This is a genomic window from Ramlibacter cellulosilyticus (assembly GCF_014297465.1).
Lineage (GTDB): Bacteria > Pseudomonadota > Gammaproteobacteria > Burkholderiales > Burkholderiaceae_C > Ramlibacter > Ramlibacter cellulosilyticus.
Window position 1 is genome coordinate 1 of record NZ_JACORT010000014.1, and the last position, 22,281, is coordinate 22,281.

Here is a 22,281-nt window from a genome sequence, read left to right on the forward strand (position 1 = left end):
GCCGATGCTTGTGATCGGCGCCGTGATGCGCAAGCTCGTCGCCATCGCATACGGCGTCCTGAAGTCGGGCCAACCCTTCAACCCGGCGCTTCACGCCGCTTGACCTGGATAACAGTATCTACGTGTGACGCGCTCCCCGGTAGGCTGGGTTGCCCGAAGGGCACCCCAGCAATCCGCTCAGCTCACCACCCCGATGTTCCACGGAACGAACTCGTGGTCACCCAGGCCCAGCAGTTCGCTCTTGCTGCGCTCGCCCGAAGCGATCTTCAACGTGAGCCGGAAGATCTCTTCCGCCGTCTCGGCCATCGTCTTCGTGCCGTCGAGGATCTCGCCGCAGTTGTAGTCCATGTCTTCGGTCAGCCGCGAGTACATGGGCGTGTTCGTCGCGAGCTTGATCGAGGGCACGGGCTTCGCGCCGAACATGGAGCCCCGCCCCGTCGTGAACAGGATCATGTTCGCGCCGCCGGCGATCTGCCCCGTGGCGGAGCACGGGTCGAAGCCGGGCGTGTCCATGAACACGAAGCCGTTCTGCCGCACCGGCTCCGCGTAGCGGTACACCTCCATGAGGCCCGTGGTGCCGCCCTTCATCGAGGAGCCCAGCGACTTCTCGAAGATGTTGGCCAGGCCGCCCATGTTGTTGCCGGGGCTCACCGCGCCGTTGATCTGCACGTCGCGGCCCGGGGAGTACTCCTCCTTCCACCAGCGGATGCGCTCGATCAGCTTCCTGCCGACGGCCTCGTTCACGGCGCGGCGCGTCAGCGTGTGCTCCACGCCGTAGATCTCCGGCGTCTCCGACAGGATGGCCGTGCCGCCGTGCCGCACGAGGATGTCCATCGCGGCACCGAGCGCCGGGTTCGCGGTGATGGAGGAAAAGCCGTCGGAGCCGCCGCACTGCAGGCCGATCTTCAGGTGCTTCGCCGACACCGGGACGCGCACGACGTCGTTCGCGCGCGGCAGCATCTTCTTCACGGCTTCCACGGCGGCTTCGATCGTCTTGCGCGTGCCGCCGCTTTCCTGCATGACGAAAGTCGCGAGGCGCGGATTCGCTTCCAGCTTCTCCTGCGCCAGCAGCCCGGAGAGCTGGTTGCGCTCGCAGCCGAGGCCGATGATCAGCACCGCGGCGAAGTTCGGGTGCTTCGCATAGCCGCCGATGGTCCGCCGCAGCAGGTCCATCGGCTCGCCGCTCATCTCCATGCCACAGCCCAGGCCGTGGGTGAGGCCCACCACGCCGTCGATGTTGCCGAAGGCCGCGAGGCGCTCCTCGGTGAACCACTCCGCCACCTTGTGCACGACGGTCGCCGAGCAGTTCACGGTGGAGAGGATGCCGATGTAGTTGCGGGTGCCGACCTGGCCGTCCGGGCGCACGTAGCCCAGGAAGGTGGCCTGCTCCTTCTCGGGCAGCACCGGCGTCTCCACGTAGTCGCGGCCGTACGCGTAGTCGCGGTCGAACTCGCGGAAGCTCACGTTGTGCGAGTGCACGTAGGTGCCCGGCGCGATGTCCACCGCGGCGAAGCCGATGCAGACGTTGTACTTCAGGATCGCCTCGCCCGCCTGGATCGGGCGCGCGGCGATCTTGTGCCCCGCGGGCACCTGGCTGCGGCTGGTGAAGCCTTCGCTGGGCACGGGCGTGCCGATGCCCACTTCCGTGCGGGCCACCACGACGTTGTCGTTGGGGTGCAGGCGGATGATGGGTCCGTGGACCTTCTTGGCGGAGAGTTCGATCATGGTGTCGGTGTCAATCGGCGCGGATGTGCGCGGCCTGGATCAGCCTGGCCATGCGCGGGACCTGCGCCTTCATCAGGTCGGTGAATTGCTGGCTGCTGCTGGCCACGATGGTGAAGCCCTGGTCCGTCACCTTGCCGGAAAGCTCCTTCGACTTCAAGGCCGCGACGGCCTCGGACTCGAGCTTCTTCACGACGTCGGCGGGCGTGCCGGCGGGCGCGAACAGGCCGTACCAGGTCAGCACCTCGAAGTCGGCCAGCCTGGCCGACTCGGCGATGGTGGGGACGTCGGGGAACGCGGGATGGCGCTTCAGGCTCGTGACCGCGATCGCGCGCAGCTTGCCGGACTGGATGTACTGCGTCACGGCCGGCACGTTGGAGAACAGCACGGGCACCTGGCCGCCGACCGCGTCGGTCAGCGCCGGCGCTTCGCCCTTGTACGGGATGTGCGTGATGTCGAGGCCCAGCCCCGTCTTGAACAGCTCGCCGGCCACGTGCTGGGGGCCGCCGGCCCCGGCGGAGGCGTACGAGAGGCCGCCCTTCTTCGCCAGCGCGATCAGTTCCTGCATGTTCTTCGCCGGCACGCTGGTGTGCACGGCCAGGATCATGGGCATGGACACCAGCATCGAGACGGGCGTGAAGTCCTTCAGCGGGTCGAACGGCAGCTTGGCGTAGATGGCGGGCGCCACCAGCATGGTGGACTGGGAGCCGAGGAACAGGGTGTAGCCGTCGGCCGGCGCCCTGGCCACGAACGTGGCGGCGATGGTGCCCGTCGCGCCGGGCTTGTTCTCGACGACGAAGGACTGGCCCGTCTGCACGCCCATCTGGGTGCCCACGAGGCGGGCGATGATGTCCGCGCCGCCACCGGCGGCGAAGCCGACCGCCACCTTCACGGGCTTGTCGGGGAAGCCGGCGGCGCGCACGGGCAGCGTGGCAGTGGCGAGGGCGGCAGCGGCGGCACCGAGGGCAGTGCGGCGGGAAATCGTCATGGGGTCTCCGTGTCCTGTTCTGGAATGCGCCCGCATCTTGGACCGCCGCGCCGGCGCGAACCACGGGGCGGCGCCACATTCAATCGATAATGAAGTTTTGTTCCGGATGGACACGCAGTTCCTGCAAAGCTTCGTGATGGTGGTCGACTGCGGCTCGATGGCCGAGGCCGCACGCCGCCTCGACCTCACCCCCGCGGCGGTGGCCGCCCGCGTGAAGTCGCTGGAGGAAGCGATGGGGACGGCCCTCGTGCGCCGCGCCGGCCGGACCGTGAAGGCCACCGAGGCCGGCCTGCGCATCCTGACGCACGCCCGGGCCGTGCTGCGCGACGTGCGCAACCTGCAGGCGCTCGCGAACGACGACGCGCCGCTGGGCGAATGGCGGCTGGGCGTCTCGGCGTCCGCGCTCACCGGCCTGCTGCCGCCGCTGCTGCGCGGCCTGTACCGCAAGCATCCCAAGCTCGCCGTCTACATGGAGCCGGGCAACTCGGGCCAGCTGTACCAGCGCGTCACGGGCGGCATGCTGGACGCGGCCATCATCGTCGAGCCCCAGTTCACGCTGCCCAAGTCCTGCGGCTGGCAGGCGCTGGCCGAGGAACCGCTTTGCCTGCTGGCGCCGCGCTCGCTGGCGGGCCGCGACCCGCTGGACCTGCTCGCGAGCGAGCCCTTCATCCGCTACGACCGCAGCATGTGGGGCGGCCGCATGGCCGACGCGTGGCTGCGCGAGCACCAGATCCAGCCGCAGGAGCGCATCGAGATCGATGCCCTCAATGCCATCGCCGTGTTCGTGGACCAGGGCCTGGGCGTCGCGCTGGTCCCGGACTGGACGCCGCCCTGGCCCGAAGGCCTGCAGGTGGCGCGCATCCCGCTGCCGCCCCCGGTGCCGGTGCGGCGCATGGGCCTCGTCTGGACCGAGGGCCCGAAGGCGGCGCTCGCGCGTGCATTGCTCGCGCAAGCGCAGGCCTGAAACCAACACCTCGGGGAGATGGCGGGGAATTCACCCTCTGTTCCGCCCTTTGGCCGGCGCGGGCCCGGCGACAATCGGGGCTCACCCGGCCGCACGTGGCCACGAACAATCGAGAGGAAGAGGGAATGAACCGCAAGCAATCCATCCGCCTGGTCCTGGCGCTCGCCGCCGCGGCCGTTGCCGGCGCCACCTGGGCCAGCAACGAAGCCGCCACCGCTCCCGAAGCGATCGCGATGGTGAAGAAGGGCGTCGCCTACATCAAGGCGAACGGCAAGGACAAGGGCTTCGCCGAGATCACGAACCGCGACAGCAAGGAATTCCACGACCGCGACCTGTACCTGGCCGTGCACAAGCTCGATGGCACCGCCGTGGCGCACGGCACCAACGAGAAGATGGTCGGCAAGAACTTCATGGAAATGAAGGACATCGACGGCAAGGAGTACATCAAGGAGCGCGTCGAACTGGCGAAGACCAAGAGCACCTTCTGGACGGACTACAAGTTCAACAACCCCGTCACCAAGAAGATCGAGCCCAAGACCGCGTACTGCGAGCGCCTGCCCGGCGAGGACTACGTGGTCTGCGGCGGCATCTACAAGAAATAAGTTCTTGCCCGCCTGGCGGGACCGCCGGCCGGCGGATGGCCGCGCGCAGTCCTTGCTGACACAATCCCTTCCGTCACGGAAGGGGTCATGGCCGGCAAGAGTGTCCTGCAGGAAGCACGCGATGTGCAGCGCGCCATCGAGCTGATCGAGCTCGGGGCGCGCCTGCAGTTCATCGAGGCGGAAGTGAGCCTCAGCCGCGAGCGGCTGCTGCGCCTGTACAAGGAAGTGAAGGGCAGCTCGCCCCCGAAGGGCCTGCTGCCCTTTTCCGTGGACTGGTACATGACCTGGATGGCCAACATCCACGCGTCCATGTTCTACAACATCTACCTGCAGATGCTGGAGCACGCCGGCGAGGACCGGCTGGAAGCCTTGATCAAGGCCTTCCGCCTCTACCAGGACCAGGCCCGCCTGCAGGGCGACGACCCGGTCCTGGACTTCACGCGCGCCGCGACCCTGGTGAAGTTCTTCGGCGGCGGCATGCTCGATCTCGCGACGTGCACGCGCTGCACCGGCCGCTTCGTCACGCATGCGCACGAGAACCGTTCCGGGTACGTCTGCGTGCTGTGCCGGCCGCCTTCGCGCGCGGGCAAGAAGAAGCGCGGCGCCGGCGAACCCGAGCCCGGCGAAGCGGCGTAGCGCGCCGTTCGTACCCGGGCGGGCACCGTCCGTCCTTTGGAACCACGGCTTTGCGGAGATTCCTCACGCCCGGCGCGCGAAGGGGGTGACGTGCGTCCCGGCGCGTAACACAATGTCACAAAGAACGTTGCGGAGCACCGGCATGGCCAACACCGACACCAGCAAGGAAATCGCCGACCTGAATCTCACGTACATGCTTCTCGCGCAGAAGCTGCTGCGCGAGGACAAGGCTGCCGCGATGGTGCGCCTCGGCATCGGCAACGAACTCGCGGACCTGCTGGCCGGCATGTCGCTGGCGGAGACGATCCGCATCGCGAGCACCAACTTCATGCTCTGCGCATTCCGCCTGGACGAAGCGTCGGTGGTCAAGAGCGTGACGCAGGCCGAGCGCGCGCCCGCGTTGCAGCAGGCCCACCTCTCGATCCTGCTCGCCGGGGCGCGCCCGCAGGCGCGCGCGGCCTGAGCCCCGCGAGGGGCTCTTTCCTGGATCGCCCCGCGAGGGGCTCTTTCCCGGATCGCCCCGCGCGGGGCTCCTTCCCGGACCTTCCGCTCAGGGTTCCTGGCGGATCACGTCGCGCACGGCGAAGCGCACTTCCTTCAGCAGCGCGGCGCTGCCGCTGGTGGTGCCGTAGCTCGTGTTGTGCGCCACCATGGCCCAGCGTTGCTGCTCGCCGTCGGTGACCAGCTTCTCGATCGTCGTGCGGATCGTGTAGACGTGGCGCTTGCCGTTGCCGTCGGGCGTGCAGTGCACCTCGGCGCGCACCGCCATGTCCTTGGGCAGGCGCAGTCCCGTGTCCTTGCCGACCTTGGCCACGATCCCGGCAATGTCGTCCGCCTTCACCAGGCGGCAGTCCAGGTCCTGCAGCACCGTCGTGGCGGGTGCCGCGTGCGCGGCGGCCGCGGCCAGCGCGCCGGCCACCAGCATCGAAATCCTCTTCCCCATGACGACCCTCTCTTCCTTGTTGGAGTGCAGGGATCGTAGGAGCGAAGCCCCGGAGGCAATGGGTCGAACAAAGGTGGATTTCCCCCTCCTTTGTCCAGGGTCGTCGTCACGCGCGCGCGGCTCGCGGCGTCTATCCGCGCATCCCGCCGCGGTGGCGGGAGGGAGCCCTTCCATGCGCGCGCGTTTCCTCGTCCTCGCCCCGGCGCTGCTGCTGGCCGGCTGCGGCGGGAGCAATTCCTCGATCGACCTCCTGCCGGCGGACCTCGTCGCGTCGGGGCGCCAGATCTTCCGCCACGACACCTTCGGCGACGAGGCTTTCTGGACCGACCAGTTGCGGATGCACGAGCCGATCGGCACCGCGGTGAGCCCGCGCAAGGCGCTGGAAGTCGGACTGAAGGTCGATGCCGAGGCGCTGCCTGCCTCGGTGGTCGAAGGCATCCGCAGCGGCAAGGTGAACCTCGACGATCCCGCAACGACCGTCGCCCTGCTCAAGCTCGACGCCGTAGTCGGCGTGAAAGGCGTGGTCGAGACGGTGGCCGGCGTCGACCGGCTGGCCCGCGTCGGCATCACGTGCGCCCTGTGCCACTCCACCGTCGACAACAGCTTCGCGCCCGGCATTGGCAAGCGGCTGGACGGCTGGCCCAACCGCGACCTGAACCCGGGCGCGATCATCGCGCTGTCGCCGGCGCTCGACGCGCAGAAGAAGGCGGTCTACAACAGCTGGGGCAAGGGCATGTACGACCCGCGCTTCAACCAGGACGGCCTGAGCAAGCCGGTGGTGATCCCGCCCGCGTACGGGCTGGCCGGCGTCGAGAAGATCACCTTCACGGGCGATGGCGACGACATCGCCTACTGGAACCGCTACGTGTCCGTGACCCAGATGGGCGCGCAGGGCAGCTTCCACGATCCGCGCACCGGCGTGTCCGTCACGCACGGCACGCAGGATCTGGTGAGTTCCAAGCTGCCGGCGCTGCAGGCCTACCAGATGTCGATCGCGGCGCCGCGGCCGCCCGCCGGCTCCTTCGACGCCGTCGCCGCCGAACGCGGTCGCCTGGTCTTCCAGCGCGCGAACAGCTGCGCGACCTGCCACTCGGGCGCCACGTTCACGGACGCCAACCAGCGCCTGCACCCGGGCGCGGATTCGATGGCCGAACCCGAGCAACCAAGCTATGCCGCGCGCTCGGCGACGAAGATGTACCGCACGAGCCCCTTGCGCGGCGTGTGGCAGCACGCGCCCTACTTCCATGACGGCTCCGCGGCCACGCCCGAAGCGGTCGTCGAAACCTACAACCGCAGGCGCGCCATGGGCCTGACCGAGCAGGAAGTCCGCGACGTGGCGCAGTACCTGCGTTCCCTCTAGCCGGCGACGGGCGCGCTGCGCCGCAACATGCCGCGCGGCGCGCTTGCGCGGCCGTGCGCCTGCGCGACACCCGTGCGGGAAAACACCATGCGGCCCGCCGGGCGATGCGTGGAAGCATGCACACCTCCTTCGCAAGGCCGAGGTCAGCAAGTGCAGGTCTCCCCGGAAGCGCGCACGACGATGACTCCCGCCCCCGACAGTGCGCTGCTGTCGGTGCGCGACCTGTGCGTGCGCTTCCGCGGCATCACGGCCCTCGACGGCGTGTCCTTCGACGTGCACCGCGGGCACATCGCGGGCCTCATCGGCCCCAACGGCGCGGGCAAGACCACCCTCTTCAACTGCCTCTCGCGCCTGTACGGGTATGCGGAAGGCTCGATCCGCTTCGACGGGCGCGCGCTGGAAGACGCGCCCGCGCACCGCATCGCGGGGCTGGGCATCGGCCGCACCTTCCAGAACCTCGCGCTGTTCTCCAGCATGACGGTGCTGGACAACATCAAGGTGGGCCGGCATGCGCGCACGCGCAAGGGATTCCTCGCGAACGCCCTGCGGCTGCCGGGCGTGGGCGTGGAAGAACACGACAGCACGCGGCGCGCCGAGGAACTGGTGCGCTTCCTCGGCCTCGACCCGGTCGCGGACAAGCGCGTGTCGGAGCTGCCCTTCGGCACGCGCAAGCGCGTCGAGCTCGGGCGCGCCCTCGCGAGCGAACCCAAGCTGCTGCTGCTCGACGAACCCGCTGCCGGCCTCAACCACGAGGAGGTCGGTGCGCTCGGCAGCCTCATCCGCGCCATCCGCGACCAGTTCCGCCTGACCGTGCTGCTGGTGGAGCACCACATGGGGCTGGTGATGAGCGTGTCGGACCGCGTCGTCGCGCTCAACTTCGGCCGCAAGATCGCCGAGGGCAGCCCCGCGGAGGTCCGCCAGGACGCGGGGGTGATCCAGGCCTACCTGGGGACCGACAGCTGATGGCCGCCCCGCTGCTCGAAGTTCGCAACCTCCGCGCGGGCTACGGGCCGACGGAGGTGCTGCACGGCCTGGACTTCGCCATCCCCGAAGGCAGCATCACCGCGCTGCTCGGGGCCAACGGCGCGGGCAAGACCACGACCTTGCGCGCGATCTGCGGGATGGTGCGCACGAGCGGCGAGGTGTCCTTCGCCGGCCAGCGCATCTCCGGCAAGTCCACGGAGGACATCGTGCGCCTCGGCGTCGCGCACGTGCCGGACGGCCGCGGCACCTTCACCGACCTCACGACGGAAGAGAACCTGCGCCTCGGGGCCTACGCGCGCCGCGAGCACGGCGCGCTGGCGGAGGACTACGGGCGCATGTACCGGCTCTTCCCCATCCTCGCCGAACGCCGCCACCAGCAGGCCGGCACGCTTTCCGGCGGACAGCAGCAGATGCTCGCGGTGGCGCGCGCCCTCATGCTCCGCCCGCGGCTGCTGCTGCTGGACGAGCCTTCCTTCGGCCTCGCGCCCATGGTGGTCAAGGAGATCTTCGAGGTCATGCGCGAGATCAACCGCAGCCAGAAGATGACCATCCTGCTCGTGGAGCAGAACGCGGCGATGGCGCTGAAGCTCGCGGACCAGGCGCACCTGCTGGAGACGGGCCGCATCGTGCGTTCCGGCGCCGGTGCGGAACTGATGAACGACGACGCGGTGCGCCGCGCCTACCTGGGGTACTGAACGCATGGACGCCTTCCTGCACCAGGTGATCGCGGGCCTCGCCACCGGCGGCATCTACGCCAGCCTGGCGCTCGCGCTCGTCATGATCCACAACGCCACGCGGCTGGTGAACTTCGCGCAGGGGGAGATGGCGATGTTCGCCACCTACCTGTGCTGGACGATGATCCAGGCGGGCTGGCCGTACTGGATCGCCTTCGCCGCGACCATCGTGCTGTCCTTCGTGCTCGGCATCGCGATCGAACGCATCGTCATCCGCCCCGTGGAGCGCGCGCCGGTGCTCACGACGGTGGTCGTCTTCATCGGGCTGCTGCTGATCCTCAACAGCGTGGCGGGCTGGATCTTCAGCTACACGATCAAGTCCTTCCCCAGCCCCTTTCCGAGCGGCCCGCCCTTCGGGCTGCACATCGTGTCCTCGCACGAGCTGGGCGCGATCAGCGTGACGCTGCTGGTGCTGCTGCTCGTGTTCCTCTTCTTCCGGTTCACGCCGCTCGGCCTCGCCATGCGGGCCGCCGCGCAGAACCCGGATTCGAGCCGACTCGTCGGCATTCGCGTGGGCTGGATGCTGGCGCTCGGCTGGGGGCTCGCCGCGGCGATCGGCGCGACCGCCGGGATGATGGTGGCGCCCATCGTCTTCCTCGAGCCGAACATGATGACGGGCGTGCTGCTGTACGCCTTCGCCGCGGCGCTCCTGGGCGGCATCGACAGCCCCGGCGGCGCGGTGGTGGGCGGCTTCATCGTCGGCGTGCTGGAGAACATCGTGGGCGCCTACCTGATCGGCACCGAGCTGAAGCTCACGGTGGCCCTCGTACTGATCGTGGGCGTGCTGGTGGTCAAGCCCGCAGGCCTGTTCGGCCGCGTCATCGTGCAACGGGTCTGAACATGGAAGCAGCCGCCACCGATCTCGCCCCCGTCGCGCCGGCGCAGGCTTCCGGCGGCGTGCGCGGATGGTCGCGCGGCTGGGTGCTGGCCTTCGTGCTGCTGGTGCTCGCGGCCTGCGTGCTTCCCTTCGTCTCCAGCAACTACCGCGTGTTCCAGTACACGATGGTGCTGATCTACGCGATCGCGCTGCTGGGCCTGAACATCCTCACCGGCTACAGCGGGCAGATCTCGCTGGGGCACGGCGCGTTCTATGCGATCGGCGCGTACGCCACGGCGATCCTCATGGACAAGTTCGGCGTGCCTTACTGGTTGTGCATTCCGGTCGCCGGCGCCGTGTGCCTGCTCGCGGGGTTCCTGTTCGGCCTGCCCGCGCTGCGGCTGGAAGGCGTGTACCTCGCGCTCGCCACCTTCGCGCTCGGCGTCGCGCTGCCGCAGCTGCTGAAGTACAAGCACCTGGAGGAATGGACCGGTGGCGTGCAGGGCATCATCCTCACCAAGCCGGAGCCGCCGGTCGCCAGCCTGTTCGGGCTGCAGCTCAATGCCGACCGCTGGCTGTTCCTCTTCACGCTCGCCGTCGGCGTGGTGATGTTCGTCATCGGCTGGAACCTGCTGCGCGGCCGCGTCGGGCGGGCGCTGATCGCCATCCGCGACCAGCCCATCGCCGCCGCCACCATGGGCATCGACAACAGTCTGTACAAGTCGCTCGCCTTCGGGGTGAGCGCGATGTTCACCGGCGTGGCCGGCGGGCTGGGCGCGGTCGCCGTGGCTTTCGTGGCGCCGGACAGCTTCACGATCTTCCTGTCCATCTCGCTGCTGGTCGGCATGGTGGTGGGTGGGCTCGCCTCGATCACGGGCGCGATCTGGGGCGCGATCTTCATCCAGTTCGTTCCCAACCTGGCGGACCAGGTGTCCAAGGCGGCGCCGTGGGCGATCTACGGCGCGCTGATGATCCTCTTCATGTACGTGATGCCCACCGGCATCGCGGGTGCCTTGCGCCTGGCCTGGCTGCGCGTGAAGCGCAAGCCGCGCCGGGACTCCGCGGCGGGGTGATTCGCCGTACTCCCTCCCTGAAAGGACGACAACCATGGCCATCAAGAACCGCATCGCCTGGGCCGCGCTGGGACTGGCGCTCGCGGCCGCGCCAGGCTTCGCGCAGCAGAAGCAGTACGGCCCCGGCGCGAGCGACAGCGAGATCAAGATCGGCAACACCATCCCGTACTCCGGGCCGGCTTCGGCGTACGGGATCATCGGCAAGGTGGAGGCCGCGTACTTCAAGATGCTCAACGAGTCGGGCGGCGTGAACGGCCGCAAGATCAACTACATCAGCATCGACGACGGCTACAGCCCGCCCAAGACGGTGGAGATGATCCGCAAGCTGGTCGAGCAGGACGAGGTGCTGTTCACGATCAGCACGCTGGGCACGCCGTCGAACTCCGCGATCCACAAGTACATGAACCAGAAGAAGGTGCCGCACCTCTTCGTGGCGACGGGCGCGTCGAAGTGGAACGACGCGAAGGACTTCCCGTGGACCATGGGCTTCAATCCCAACTACCAGAGCGAAGGCCGCCTCTATGCGCAGGACATCCTGCGCAACCACCCGAACGCGAAGATCGCCGTGCTGTACCAGAACGACGACTACGGCAAGGACTACCTCAAGGGCTTCACCGAGGGCCTGGGCGACAAGGCCAAGACCATGATCGTCAAGGCCGTGACCTACGAGGTGACCGACCCGACGGTCGACTCGCAGATCGTCACGCTGCAGGGTTCGGGCGCCGACGTGTTCTTCAACATCACCACGCCGAAGTTCGCCGCGCAGGCGATCCGCAAGGTGGCGGACGTGGGCTGGAAGCCCGTGCACTACCTGAACCAGGTGTCCGCGAGCGTGGGCTCGGTGCTCAAGCCGGCCGGCCTCGACAAGTCCGTGGGCCTGATCTCCATGCAGTACATCAAGGACCCGACCGATCCCAAGTGGGCCAGCGACGCGGCCATGAAGGACTACTTCGCGTTCATGAAGAAGTACCTGCCGGGCGAAGACCCCATGGACGGCAGCGCCACCTACGGCATGGCGGTCGCGCAGCTCACGGTGCAGCTGCTGAAGCAGTGCGGCAACAACCTCACGCGCGAGAACGTGATGAAGCAGGCTGCCAGCCTGAACTACCAGATCCCGATGGCACTGCCGGGCGTCGTGGCCCAGACCAACGCGGGCGACTTCGCGCCCTTCCAGACGATGCAGCTGGTGAAGTTCGACGGGAAGACGTGGCAGGGGTTCGGGGAGCCGGTGGCGGTGAAGTGATTTCGAACGGTGGGGTTCGCTGGCGCTCACCTGCGGCGGCTGCGCCGCCCCACCCTACGATCCGCGGCGCGCCGCGGATGAATGCGGTGGCCGTTTCCGTGTAGGGTGGGGCGGCGCCAGCCGCCGACGGTGAACGAAGTGAACCCCACCGACCGGCGCTAATCCACCCGCACGCTCCGGAACCCGGCAAACACATCCCTTCGCTGCGGCTCGAAGAAATTCCGGTAGCGCGCATGCGCGAGCGCCGGCGCCGTCGCCGGCGACGCGCCGCGCAGCACGCGCCGCGTGCCGAACCACGGCCGCGAGTAATCCACGTACGGGTGCGGCGCGAACCCCGGGTACGGCTCGAACACGCTCGCCGTCCACTCCCACGCCTGCCCCCAGCGGAAGCCGGGCACGGTGAACGCCGCGCACTCCCACTCCGCTTCCGTCGGCAGGCGCCGTCCCGCCCAGCGGCACCAGGCTTCCGCCTCGTGCGCGCTCACGTGGACGGCGACTTCGTTGTCGTCCAGCGCCTGCCACCCGCCCTGGCGGAACAGCTCCCAACCCGCGGCGCTGCGGCGCAGCCCGGCGGGACGGCGCTGGTGCAGCGACGCGAGCCACGCGCGACCGGAATCCGTCCACCACTGTGCGTCGTCGTAGCCCCCCTCCTCCACGAACGGCAGGAAGGCACCCCAGCTCACGGGCTCCGCATCGATCGCGAAGGGGCCCACCTCCACGGCGTGCGCGGTCAACTCGTTGTCGAACGCGAAACCCGCGCCCGCGCTTCCGAGGGTGAAGGCTCCGCCGGGGACCTTCAGCTCCCCGGTATGGGCCACCGTCGGCGCACGCTCCTCCTCGCCCAGCGGGATGCCCAGCGCACGGCCCATGTACGCGGCGGCCTCGGCGTGCATCTGCTCGTGCAGGGCGGCCAGGCGGAAGAAATAGAGCGCATCGGCGTCCGCGCCCGGCGGCAACGCATCGAGCTCGCGCAGCGAGGCAACCAGCGTGCGCTGCAGGTAATCCGCCGTGGCATCCGCGTCGGGCAGCGGCAGGTCCCAGCGCGTGCGGTGCGCCACCTTGCCGGAGTCGTACCAGGCGTCGGCGGAGGGCAGCAACGACGCCGTCCGCGCCACCCCCGGATCGGCACGCGCCCCGAGCGCGCGCTGCGGGTTGCGCAGCACCCACCATTCCTGGAACCAGGCGACGTGCCCAAGCTCCCACAGCGGGGGATTGAGTTCCTGCGCGTAAGGCACGTGGGGACGCGGCCCCAGCGCGGCACGGAAGTCCGCAGCCAGGCGCTGCGTGCGCTCGCGCGCCGCGACCAGGGCCGCGCGCACGGCAGCCGCAGGGCCTTCGCGCAGGGCGATGGCTTCCGGCGCGCCGGGCGCGCTATAAACAGGCGATGTCCCGTTCCTCATCGGTGGTGATCGTAAGCCCCGCCCTCGCCGACGCCAACAACGGCAACTGGCGCACGGCGCGCCGCTGGCAGGAACTGCTGGCCGGCGAGCGCAGGGTGCGCATCACGCAGGCGTGGCCGGACGCCGACGCGGACGGCGACGGCGTGATGCTGGCGCTGCACGCGCGCCGCTCGGCCGGCCCCATCGCGGCGTGGGCGGGCGCGCATCCGGGCCGGGGTCTCGCGGTGGTCCTCACCGGGACGGACCTCTACCAGGACATCGCCGTGGACGCGGCCGCGCAGCGCTCGCTGCAGCTCGCGCAGCGCCTCGTGGTGCTGCAGGAATGCGCACCCGGGGCCCTGCCGCCGGAGCACCGACCCAAGGCGCGCGTGATCTACCAGTCGACGCCGGCGCATGCACTCTTGCCCAAGCCCGCGGACCGGCTGCAGGCCGTCATGGTGGGGCACCTGCGGGCGGCCAAGGCGCCGGAGGTGCTCTGGGCCGCAGCGCGCGCGCTCGCCGGGCGCGAGGACATCCGCATCGCCCACATCGGGGACGGCAGCGCGGAACCGGACCTGGCGCAGCAGGCCCGCGACACCGCCGCGGCCTGCACCGGCTACCGCTGGCTCGGCCCGCTGCCGCACGAGGAAACCCTGCAGCGCATCCGCGCCGCCCACGTGCTGGTGCACACGAGCGCCATGGAAGGCGGCGCCCACGTCGTCCTGGAAGCGGTGCGCTGCGGCACGCCGGTGCTGGCGAGCCGGGTGCCGGGCAACGTCGGCATGCTGGGCGGCGACTACGCCGGCTATTTCCCCGCGGGCGACGGCGCCGCGCTCGCGCAACGGCTGCTCGCCTCCCGGGCCGGCCAGGCGGCCGATAACCCCGCGGACGGGCTGCTGGCCCGGCTCGCCGCACAATGCGCCCTGCGCGCCCCGCTCTTCGATGCGGGCGCCGAGCGCGCCGCGCTCCTGTCCCTGCTGCACGAACTGGAAGTCCCCGCATGAACACCACCTCCGCCGCCGAACCCCGCCTCACCTCGCTGTCGCATGGCGGCGGCTGCGGCTGCAAGATCGCTCCCGGCGTGCTGTCCGAGATCCTCAAGGGGACCGCCCGCCTGCCGGTGCCGCCGGAACTGCTGGTGGGCATCGAGACGGCCGACGACGCGGCCGTCTACAAGCTCAACGAAGACCAGGCGCTGATCGCGACGACGGACTTCTTCATGCCCATCGTGGACGATCCGTACGACTTCGGCCGCATCGCCGCGACCAACGCGATCTCCGACGTGTACGCGATGGGCGGCAAGCCCATCATGGCGCTCGCGCTGGTCGGCATGCCGATCAACGTGCTGAGTACCACCACGATCGGCCGCATCCTCGAAGGCGGCGAGTCCGTCTGCAAGGCGGCGGGCATCCCCATCGCCGGCGGCCACACGATCGATTCCGTCGAGCCGATCTACGGCCTCGTGGCGCTGGGCCTGGTGCATCCGCAGCGCGTGAAGCGCAACGCCGACGCCCGCGCGGGCGACGTGCTGGTGCTGGGCAAGCCGCTCGGCGTCGGCGTGCTCTCCGCGGCGCTGAAGAAGGAGAAGCTCGACGCGGCCGGCTACGAACGCATGATCGCGACGACGACGCGCCTGAACACGCCCGGCCCCGAGCTGGCCGCACTGCCCGGCGTGCACGCGCTGACGGACGTCACCGGCTTCGGCCTCGCCGGCCACGCGCTGGAACTGGCGCGCGGCGCGAAGCTGTCGCTCGCGATCGACTGGAAGATGGTGCCGGTGCTGGAGGGCGTGCGCGAGCTGGCGTCGTCCGGCTTCGTCACCGGCGCGTCGGGCCGCAACTGGGCGGGGTATGGCGAAGACGTGGCGCTGCCCTCGGGATTCGCCGACGCCGACAAGGCGCTGCTCACCGATCCGCAGACCAGCGGGGGGCTGCTGGTGTCGTGCACGCCCGACAGCGTGGGCCAGGTGCTGGACGTGTTCCGGCGGCATGGGTTCGGGCAGGCGGCGGTGATCGGGGAGGCGAGCGCCGGAGGGAAGGCGCGGTTGACGGTGCGCTGAGCGCTTCGCGCCGGTGGGGTTCGCGTTCGCTCACCGTCGGCGGCATTCGCCGCCCCACCCTACAGCCGCAAGGCCACCCCAACCGCATCGCGGCGCGATGCGCTGCCTGTAGGGTGGCGACGCGACAGCGTCGGAAGGTGAGCGAACGCGAACCCCACCGATGAACCCTCACCGAAACCGCGCCGCCCTCTTCTCCACCGCCGCCATCACCGCCTCCCGCTGGTTCGCGCTCCCGATCAGCCGCTGCTGCTCGAACGCTTCGGCCACCAGCACCCGCGCCGCATCCACCGGCGACGCCGTCGCGAACAAGCGCTTGGCCGCGCGCACCGCGTCCGGGTTGCTGTTGGCGATCTGCCGCGCCATGCGGCGCGCTTCTTCCAGCGGCTCGGGGCTCGCGCGCGTCGCCAACCCCAGCGCCACCGCTTCCGCCGCACCGACGACCCGCCCCGTATAAGTCAGCTCGCGCGCCACGTCCCCGCGCACCAGCTCGGTCAGCAGCACGCAGCCGGCCATGTCGGGCACCAGGCCCCACTTGATCTCCATGACGGAGAGCTGCGCGTCCGGATGCACGATGCGCACGTCCGCGCCGAGCGCGACCTGCAGCCCGCCGCCGAAGGCCACGCCCTGCACGGCGGCGATCACCGGCACGGGCAGCTCGCGCCAGCCCCACGCCACCTGCTGCCAGAAGTTCGCGAGGCCGTGCGTGCGCGGCACGAGGTCGCCGATGCCCTCGCCGCCGCCCGCGATGCCCTCCAGGCTGGCCTTGTCGAGCCCCGCGCAGAAGGCGCGGCCTTCGCCGTGCAGCACCACGGCACGCACGGACGCATTCCCCCGCACCTGCGCGATCGCGGCGATCAACGCCTCGAACATGGCGTGGTCCAGCGCATTCATCTTGTCGGCGCGGACCATCGCCACCTCGGCGACGCCCTGCTCGTCCACGCTGACCTTCACCCTCGGTTCGCTCATCGTCTGCTCCTGTGGCGGCAAGCCTGCATTCTGCGCGAGGTCAGGCTTCTGACAGCCTGCCCGGCCGCGAGCGAACGCCTCCTCGCGCGCAACGGACCACGCAAAACTACCTAGGGCTTTCCCCCCTTTCTGCGGTGCAGCACGGCCACCACCATTGCGCCTTCGACGGGACCGCCGACGCGGCCCCCGCCAAGCCATGCCGGAGACCGCCAACTTGTCCGCTGAGACCATCCTCGAAACGCAGGGCCTGACGAAGGAGTTCAAGGGCTTCGTGGCCGTGAACAACGTCGACCTGAAGGTCAGGCGCGGCGACATCCATGCGCTGATCGGCCCCAACGGTGCGGGCAAGACGACCTTCTTCAACCTGCTGACGAAGTTCCTGCCGCCCACCCGCGGCCGCATCACGTACAACGGCACGGACATCACGCACGAACGGCCGGCCCAGACGGCCCGCCGCGGCATCGTGCGCTCGTTCCAGATCTCGGCCGTGTTCCCGCACCTCACCGCGCTGGAGAACGTGCGCGCCGCGCTGCAGCGCAACCTGGGCACCTCCTTCCACTTCTGGAAGCCCGAGCGCTCGCTGCACCACCTGCACGGCCGCGCGCTGGAACTGCTGCATGCGGTGGACCTGCAGGACTTCGCGAACGAGCTCACGGTGAACCTGCCTTACGGCCGCAAGCGCGCGCTGGAGCTCGCCACGACGATGGCGCTGGAGCCGGAGCTGATGCTGCTGGACGAACCCACGCAAGGCATGGGCCACGAGGACGTGCACCGCGTGACGCAGCTGATCAAGAAAGTGTCGCAGGGACGCACCATCCTGATGGTGGAGCACAACATGAACGTCGTCTCCTCCATCGCGGACCGCATCACGGTGCTGCAGCGCGGCGCGGTGATCGCCGACGGCCCGTACGCGGAGGTGTCGAAGAACCCGCAGGTGATCGAAGCCTACATGGGCTCGACCGAGAACGAACTGCAAGGCGCGCACTGAGCATGGCTGCCAACGAACTTCTCCGCATCGAGAACCTGCACGCCTGGTACGGCGAGTCGCACGTGCTCCACGGCGTGAACATGCGCGTCAACGAGGGCGAGGTCGTCTCGCTGCTGGGGCGCAACGGCGCCGGCCGCACGACGACCATGCGCGCCATCGTCGGCCTGACGGGCCGGCGCACCGGCTCCATCCGCATCCGCGGGCAGGAGGCGATCGGCCTCGCGCCGCACCGCGTCGCGAAGCTGGGCGTCGGCTACTGCCCCGAGGAACGCGGCATCTTCGCCAGCCTCTCGGCGGAGGAGAACCTGCTGCTGCCCCCGACGATCGCGCAGGGCGGCATGAGCGTGGACGAGATCTACGCCATGTTCCCCAACCTCCAGGAGCGCGCCGCGAGCCCGGGCACGCGCCTGTCCGGCGGCGAGCAGCAGATGCTGGCGGTGGCGCGCATCCTGCGCACCGGCGCGCGCCTGCTGCTGCTGGACGAGATCTCCGAAGGCCTGGCGCCGGTGATCGTGCAGAAGCTCGCCGAGACCATCCGCACGCTCAAGGCCAAGGGCTACACCATCGTGCTGGTGGAACAGAACTTCCGCTTCGCCGCGCCGCTGGCGGACCGCTTCTACGTGATGGAGCACGGCAAGATCGTTCGCGATTTCGCGCAGTCGCAGCTGCAAGAGAACATGGGAATGCTCCAGGAATACCTGGGCGTCTGAACAACATCCGTTTTCAACAAGGAGACCCTGCTATGAAAATGAAGACCCTCGCGGCCGCCCTGGCCCTCGGCTTCGCGGCCACCGGCGCCTTCGCCCAGGCCCAGACCGGCCCCGTGCGCATCGGTTTCATCACCGACATGTCCAGCCTCTACGCGGACATCGACGGCCCCGCCGGCGCCGAGATGATCAAGCTGGCCGTGCAGGACTTCGGCGGCAAGGTGCTGAACCGCCCGATCGAGGTGCTCACCGCCGACCACCAGAACAAGGCCGACGTCGCAGCCTCCAAGGCGCGCGAGTGGATCGACAGCCAGAACCTGGCCATGCTCGTCGGCGGCACCAGCTCCGGCACCAACCTGGCCATGGCCGGCATCGCCAAGGAGAAGAAGCGCCCCTTCATCTCCATCGGCGCCGGTTCGGCCCGCCTGAGCAACGAGGACTGCACGCCCTACACCATCCACTACGCCTACGACACCGTTGCGCTGGCCAAGGTGGGCGGCAGCGCCCTGGTCAAGGCCGGCGCGAAGAAGTGGTACTTCCTGACCGCCGACTACGCCTTCGGCCATTCGCTCGAAGCGGATGCCACCACGGTGGTGAAGGCCAACGGCGGCACGGTGGTCGGCTCGGTGAAGCACCCGCTGAACGCCTCCGACTTCTCGTCCTTCCTGCTGCAGGCGCAAGGCTCCAAGGCCGACATCCTGGCCATGGCCAACGCCGGCGGCGACTTCGTCAACGCGATGAAGGCGGCCAAGGAATTCGGCATCACCAAGTCGATGAAGGTCGCCGGCCTGCTGGTGTTCATCAACGACGTGCACTCCGTCGGCGTCTCCAACGCCGAGGGCCTGCAGGTGGCCGACAGCTGGTACTGGAACCAGGACGACGAGTCGCGCAAGTTCGCCAAGCGCTTCTTCGACAAGTACAAGCGCATGCCGTCTTCGCTGCAGGCCGCCGACTACTCCGCCACCATGAACTACCTGAAGGCGGTGCAGAAGGTCGGCACGACCGACGCCGACAAGGTGATGGCCGAGCTGAAGTCGATGAAGTACAACGACTTCTATCACAAGAACGCCAGCGTCCGCGCCGACGGCCGGATGATGCACGACATGTACCTGTTCCAGGTGAAGAGCGCCAAGGAGTCCACCACGCCCTGGGACTACTACAAGCTCGTGGCGAAGGTGCCCGGCGAGCAGGCGTTCACGACGGTGGCCGAGTCGAAGTGCTCGCTGCTGAAGAAGTAAGGACGTAGAGAGACAGGGGGCACGCCAGGCGTGCCCCTCACCCCAGCCCTCTCCCCAGAGGGGAGAGGGAGCAGAGACATATGGAAATCTTCGGCATTCCCCACCAGGCCTTCCTCGGCCAGCTGATGCTGGGGCTGGTCAACGGCGCGTTCTACGCGATGCTCAGCCTCGGGCTGGCGGTCATCTTCGGCCTGCTGGACATCGTGAACTTCGCCCACGGCGCGCTCTACATGGTCGGCGCGTTCGCCGCGTGGATCATGCTGGACAAGTGGGGCGTGAGCTACTGGTGGGCGCTGGTCCTCGCGCCGCTGATCGTCGGGGCGATCGGCGTCGTCATCGAACGCCTGTTCCTCAAGAGGCTGTACGGGCTCGATCCGCTCTACGGATTGCTGCTCACCTTCGGCCTCTCCCTCATCCTCGAAGGCGCCTTCCGCAGGGAGTACGGCGTCTCCGGCCAGTCCTATTCGGTGCCCGACCTGCTGTCCGGCGCCACGAACCTCGGCTTCATGATCCTGCCGAACTACCGCGCCTGGGTGGTGGTGGCCTCGATCACCGTGTGCCTGGCCACCTGGTTCCTGATCGAGCGCACGCGCCTCGGCGCCTACCTGCGGGCGGGCACGGAGAACGCGAAGCTGGTGCAGGCGTTCGGCGTCAACGTGCCGCTGATGGTCACGCTCACCTATGGCGCCGGCGCGGCGCTGGCCGGCCTGGCCGGCGTGCTCGCCGCCCCCGTGATCCAGGTGACGCCGCTCATGGGCTCCAACCTGATCATCGTCGTGTTCGCCGTGGTCGTGATCGGGGGCATGGGCTCCATCCTCGGCTCGGTGATCACCGGCCTGCTGCTGGGCATCGTGGAAGGCCTCACCCGCGTGTTCTACCCGGAGGCCTCCAACATCGTGGTGTTCGTGATCATGGCGATCGTGCTCATGGTCCGCCCGGCCGGCCTGTTCGGGAAGGAAGCCTGATATGTCGACTCCCTCCTCCACCGTCGCCGTCGAAGAACTGCCGGTCGAAACACCCAACGCCGCGGTCGCGCGCCACGGCCAGGGCATGAACAAGGCCGTGCGCTTCACCTACCTGGGGCTGCTGGTGCTCGCGCTGGTCGCGCCCCTGATCGGGCTGTACCCGGTGTTCGTGATGAAGCTGCTGTGCTTCGCGCTGTTCGCCTGCGCGTTCAACCTGCTGCTCGGGTTCACCGGCCTGCTGTCCTTCGGCCACGCGGCCTTCTTCGGCTTCGCCGCCTACGTGACCGGCTGGTTCGTGAAGGCGCAGGGCTGGACGCCGGAACTGGGCGTGCTGGCGGGCGTCGTCAGCGCGGCGCTGCTCGGGATCGTGTTCGGCGTCGTCGCGATCCGCCGCCAGGGCATCTACTTCGCCATGATCACGCTGGCGCTGTCGCAGATGGTGTTCTTCCTCTGCCTGCAGGCGCCATTCACCGGCGGCGAGGACGGCCTGCAGGGCGTTCCCCGCGGCAAGCTCTTCGGCGTGCTGCCCCTGGTGGACGACCGCGTCATGTACTACGTCGTGCTCGCGGTGTTCATCGCCTGCTTCCTGGGCATCCTGCGCATCGTCACTTCGCCCTTCGGCCAGGTGCTGAAGATGATCCGCGAGAACGAGCCCCGCGCCATCTCGCTGGGCTACGAGGTGGACCGCTACAAGCTGCTCGCCTTCGTGCTGTCCGCCTCCCTGGCGGGCCTCGCCGGCTCGCTGAAGACGCTGGTGATGAAGTTCGCGACGCTCTCGGACGTGCACTGGTCCATGTCGGGCGAGGTGATCCTGATGTCGCTGCTGGGCGGCGTCGGCACCTTCTTCGGCCCCGTGCTGGGTGCCGGCATCGTGATCGGCCTGCAGAACATGCTGGCGGACAAGGTGGGCGAATGGGTGACGGTGATCATCGGCGTCATCTTCGTGCTGTGCGTGCTGGCCTTCCGCAAGGGCATCGTCGGCGAATTGATGGCCTGGCGCGAGCGGCGCAACGCGAAGCGCTGAGCCCGGGCTGTCCTGCAGGTGATTGGCAGCGCCGCGCACGCGGCGTAACCTGCGTCTCCCACCCGAGGAGACGCGCATGAAGGACCTCTTTTCCCTGCAGGGCCGCGTGGCCCTGGTCACCGGCGGCTCGCGCGGCATCGGCCGCATGATCGCCACCGGCCTCCTGCACCAGGGCGCGAAGGTCTACATCACGGCGCGCAAGGCCGCGGCCTGCGATGCCACCGCGCGCGAGCTGTCGGAGATCGGGCCGTGCATCTCGCTGCCGATCGACGTCTCCACGGTGGAAGGCGCGCGCGCCCTCGCCGCCGAGGTGCAGCAGCGCGAGCCGGCGCTGCACATCCTGGTGAACAACGCCGGCGCCGCCTGGGGCGAGGACTTCGACAGCTTCCCCGAAACCGGCTGGGACAAGGTCGTCGACCTGAACATGAAGACGCCCTTCTTCCTCACGCAGGCGCTCCATGCCGCGCTGAAGGCGGGGGCGCGGGAGCGGCCGGCGAAGGTGATCAACATCGCGTCGATCGACGGCATCTCCGTGAATGCCTGGGAGACCTACTCGTACACCGCGAGCAAGGCGGGGCTGATCCACCTGACGAAGCGCATGGCGCTGCGCCTCGCGCAGGACAACATCGTCGTGAGCGGCATCGCGCCCGGCCCCTTCCCCTCCGACATGAACAAGCAGGCGCGCGACCACGGCGACGAGGTCGCCGACCGCGTGCCGGCGAAGCGCATCGGCAACACCGAGGACATGGCCGGCGCGGCGATCTATCTCGCGTCTCGGGCGGGGGATTACGTCGTGGGCGAGACGATCGTCGTCGACGGGGGCGTGACGATCGCGCGGGGGTAGGAGTCTTGTCATTGCGGACTTGACCCGCAATCCATGGGGCGCCCG

23 protein-coding genes are annotated in these 22,281 nt (G+C 69.1%); 18 read left to right on the forward strand and 5 right to left on the reverse strand.

The window, feature by feature from the left end; translation table 11 throughout:
- Nucleotides 1–177 precede the first annotated feature (177 nt).
- Both H8N03_RS23785 and H8N03_RS23790 read right to left on the reverse strand, forming a co-directional pair.
- The gene (locus H8N03_RS23785) at nt 178–1,725 is read right to left on the reverse strand and encodes a UxaA family hydrolase (protein WP_187078728.1); all 1,548 of its coding nucleotides are present in this window, start codon (nt 1,723–1,725) and stop codon (nt 178–180) included.
- A gap of 10 nt (nt 1,726–1,735) precedes the next feature.
- The gene (locus H8N03_RS23790) at nt 1,736–2,710 is read right to left on the reverse strand and encodes a Bug family tripartite tricarboxylate transporter substrate binding protein (RefSeq protein WP_187078729.1); all 975 of its coding nucleotides are present in this window, start codon (nt 2,708–2,710) and stop codon (nt 1,736–1,738) included.
- Nucleotides 2,711–2,816: 106 nt separating this feature from the next.
- Between H8N03_RS23790 and H8N03_RS23795 the strand changes: the two genes are divergently transcribed.
- The 4 genes from H8N03_RS23795 (at nt 2,817) to flhD (ending at nt 5,375) form a co-directional block, all read left to right on the forward strand.
- Nucleotides 2,817–3,674 (forward strand): LysR substrate-binding domain-containing protein, encoded by an 858-nt coding sequence (locus H8N03_RS23795; RefSeq protein WP_187078730.1) that lies wholly within the window; start codon nt 2,817–2,819, stop codon nt 3,672–3,674.
- Between the two features lie 125 nt (nt 3,675–3,799).
- Nucleotides 3,800–4,276, forward strand: coding sequence for a cache domain-containing protein (locus H8N03_RS23800; protein ID WP_187078731.1), 477 nt, complete (start codon nt 3,800–3,802; stop codon nt 4,274–4,276).
- Nucleotides 4,277–4,363: 87 nt separating this feature from the next.
- Complete coding sequence (gene flhC, locus H8N03_RS23805; RefSeq protein ID WP_187078732.1) at nt 4,364–4,912, forward strand: flagellar transcriptional regulator FlhC; 549 nt, start codon at nt 4,364–4,366, stop codon at nt 4,910–4,912.
- Nucleotides 4,913–5,054: 142 nt separating this feature from the next.
- Entirely contained in the window at nt 5,055–5,375 is a 321-nt protein-coding gene (gene flhD, locus H8N03_RS23810) for a flagellar transcriptional regulator FlhD (RefSeq protein ID WP_187078733.1), read from the forward strand.
- A gap of 87 nt (nt 5,376–5,462) precedes the next feature.
- On the opposite strand, the gene H8N03_RS23815 is transcribed toward flhD, so the two are convergent.
- Nucleotides 5,463–5,855 carry a hypothetical protein gene (locus H8N03_RS23815; RefSeq protein WP_187078734.1) on the reverse strand — a complete coding sequence of 131 codons (393 nt, stop codon included), beginning with the start codon at nt 5,853–5,855 and terminating at the stop codon, nt 5,463–5,465.
- Between the two features lie 172 nt (nt 5,856–6,027).
- Between H8N03_RS23815 and H8N03_RS23820 the strand changes: the two genes are divergently transcribed.
- From H8N03_RS23820 to H8N03_RS23845, 6 genes are all read left to right on the forward strand, one after another.
- On the forward strand, nt 6,028–7,215 hold the full coding sequence (locus H8N03_RS23820) for a c-type cytochrome (protein ID WP_222623138.1): 1,188 nt from the start codon (nt 6,028–6,030) through the stop codon (nt 7,213–7,215).
- Between the two features lie 180 nt (nt 7,216–7,395).
- Complete coding sequence (locus H8N03_RS23825) at nt 7,396–8,178, forward strand: ABC transporter ATP-binding protein (RefSeq protein ID WP_187078736.1); 783 nt, start codon at nt 7,396–7,398, stop codon at nt 8,176–8,178.
- Nucleotides 8,178–8,894, forward strand: a complete 717-nt coding sequence (locus H8N03_RS23830) for an ABC transporter ATP-binding protein (protein WP_187078737.1) — start codon at nt 8,178–8,180, stop codon at nt 8,892–8,894. Before H8N03_RS23825 ends, H8N03_RS23830 begins: the two co-directional genes overlap by 1 nt.
- 4 nt (nt 8,895–8,898) lie before the next feature.
- Entirely contained in the window at nt 8,899–9,771 is an 873-nt protein-coding gene (locus H8N03_RS23835) for a branched-chain amino acid ABC transporter permease (protein ID WP_187078738.1), read from the forward strand.
- A 2-nt stretch (nt 9,772–9,773) separates the two neighbouring features.
- Nucleotides 9,774–10,823 carry a branched-chain amino acid ABC transporter permease gene (locus tag H8N03_RS23840; RefSeq protein WP_187078739.1) on the forward strand — a complete coding sequence of 350 codons (1,050 nt, stop codon included), beginning with the start codon at nt 9,774–9,776 and terminating at the stop codon, nt 10,821–10,823.
- Nucleotides 10,824–10,857: 34 nt separating this feature from the next.
- On the forward strand, nt 10,858–12,066 hold the full coding sequence (locus tag H8N03_RS23845) for an ABC transporter substrate-binding protein (protein WP_187078740.1): 1,209 nt from the start codon (nt 10,858–10,860) through the stop codon (nt 12,064–12,066).
- Nucleotides 12,067–12,224: 158 nt separating this feature from the next.
- Here H8N03_RS23845 and senA read toward each other — a convergent pair whose 3' ends face one another.
- Nucleotides 12,225–13,466 (reverse strand): selenoneine synthase SenA, encoded by a 1,242-nt coding sequence (gene senA, locus H8N03_RS23850; RefSeq protein WP_187078741.1) that lies wholly within the window; start codon nt 13,464–13,466, stop codon nt 12,225–12,227.
- Between senA and senB the strand changes: the two genes are divergently transcribed.
- Together senB and selD are read left to right on the forward strand one after the other, a co-directional pair.
- Nucleotides 13,451–14,449, forward strand: coding sequence for a selenoneine biosynthesis selenosugar synthase SenB (senB, locus tag H8N03_RS23855; protein ID WP_187078742.1), 999 nt, complete (start codon nt 13,451–13,453; stop codon nt 14,447–14,449). The two genes, senA and senB, sit on opposite strands and share 16 nt — an antisense overlap.
- The gene (gene selD / locus H8N03_RS23860) at nt 14,446–15,504 is read left to right on the forward strand and encodes a selenide, water dikinase SelD (RefSeq protein ID WP_187078743.1); all 1,059 of its coding nucleotides are present in this window, start codon (nt 14,446–14,448) and stop codon (nt 15,502–15,504) included. The genes senB and selD overlap by 4 nt, the downstream gene beginning before the upstream one ends.
- Before the next feature lie 168 nt (nt 15,505–15,672).
- Here selD and H8N03_RS23865 read toward each other — a convergent pair whose 3' ends face one another.
- A complete protein-coding gene (locus H8N03_RS23865) occupies nt 15,673–16,470 on the reverse strand; it encodes a crotonase/enoyl-CoA hydratase family protein (protein ID WP_187078744.1) in 798 nt (265 codons plus the stop codon).
- 214 nt (nt 16,471–16,684) lie between these two features.
- Between H8N03_RS23865 and H8N03_RS23870 the strand changes: the two genes are divergently transcribed.
- The 6 genes from H8N03_RS23870 to H8N03_RS23895 all read left to right on the forward strand — a co-directional run bounded on the left by H8N03_RS23870 (nt 16,685) and on the right by H8N03_RS23895 (nt 22,236).
- Nucleotides 16,685–17,458, forward strand: coding sequence for an ABC transporter ATP-binding protein (locus H8N03_RS23870; protein ID WP_187078745.1), 774 nt, complete (start codon nt 16,685–16,687; stop codon nt 17,456–17,458).
- Nucleotides 17,459–17,460: 2 nt separating this feature from the next.
- Nucleotides 17,461–18,168, forward strand: a complete 708-nt coding sequence (locus H8N03_RS23875) for an ABC transporter ATP-binding protein (RefSeq protein ID WP_187078746.1) — start codon at nt 17,461–17,463, stop codon at nt 18,166–18,168.
- Nucleotides 18,169–18,200: 32 nt separating this feature from the next.
- Nucleotides 18,201–19,403, forward strand: coding sequence for an ABC transporter substrate-binding protein (locus tag H8N03_RS23880; protein ID WP_187078747.1), 1,203 nt, complete (start codon nt 18,201–18,203; stop codon nt 19,401–19,403).
- Nucleotides 19,404–19,483: 80 nt separating this feature from the next.
- Nucleotides 19,484–20,368 (forward strand): branched-chain amino acid ABC transporter permease, encoded by an 885-nt coding sequence (locus tag H8N03_RS23885; protein WP_187078748.1) that lies wholly within the window; start codon nt 19,484–19,486, stop codon nt 20,366–20,368.
- An 85-nt stretch (nt 20,369–20,453) separates the two neighbouring features.
- Nucleotides 20,454–21,392, forward strand: a complete 939-nt coding sequence (locus tag H8N03_RS23890; RefSeq protein WP_255428381.1) for a branched-chain amino acid ABC transporter permease — start codon at nt 20,454–20,456, stop codon at nt 21,390–21,392.
- Between the two features lie 76 nt (nt 21,393–21,468).
- Nucleotides 21,469–22,236: an SDR family oxidoreductase gene (locus H8N03_RS23895; RefSeq protein WP_187078750.1), complete on the forward strand. Its 768-nt coding sequence runs from the start codon at nt 21,469–21,471 to the stop codon at nt 22,234–22,236.
- Nucleotides 22,237–22,281 lie beyond the last annotated feature (45 nt).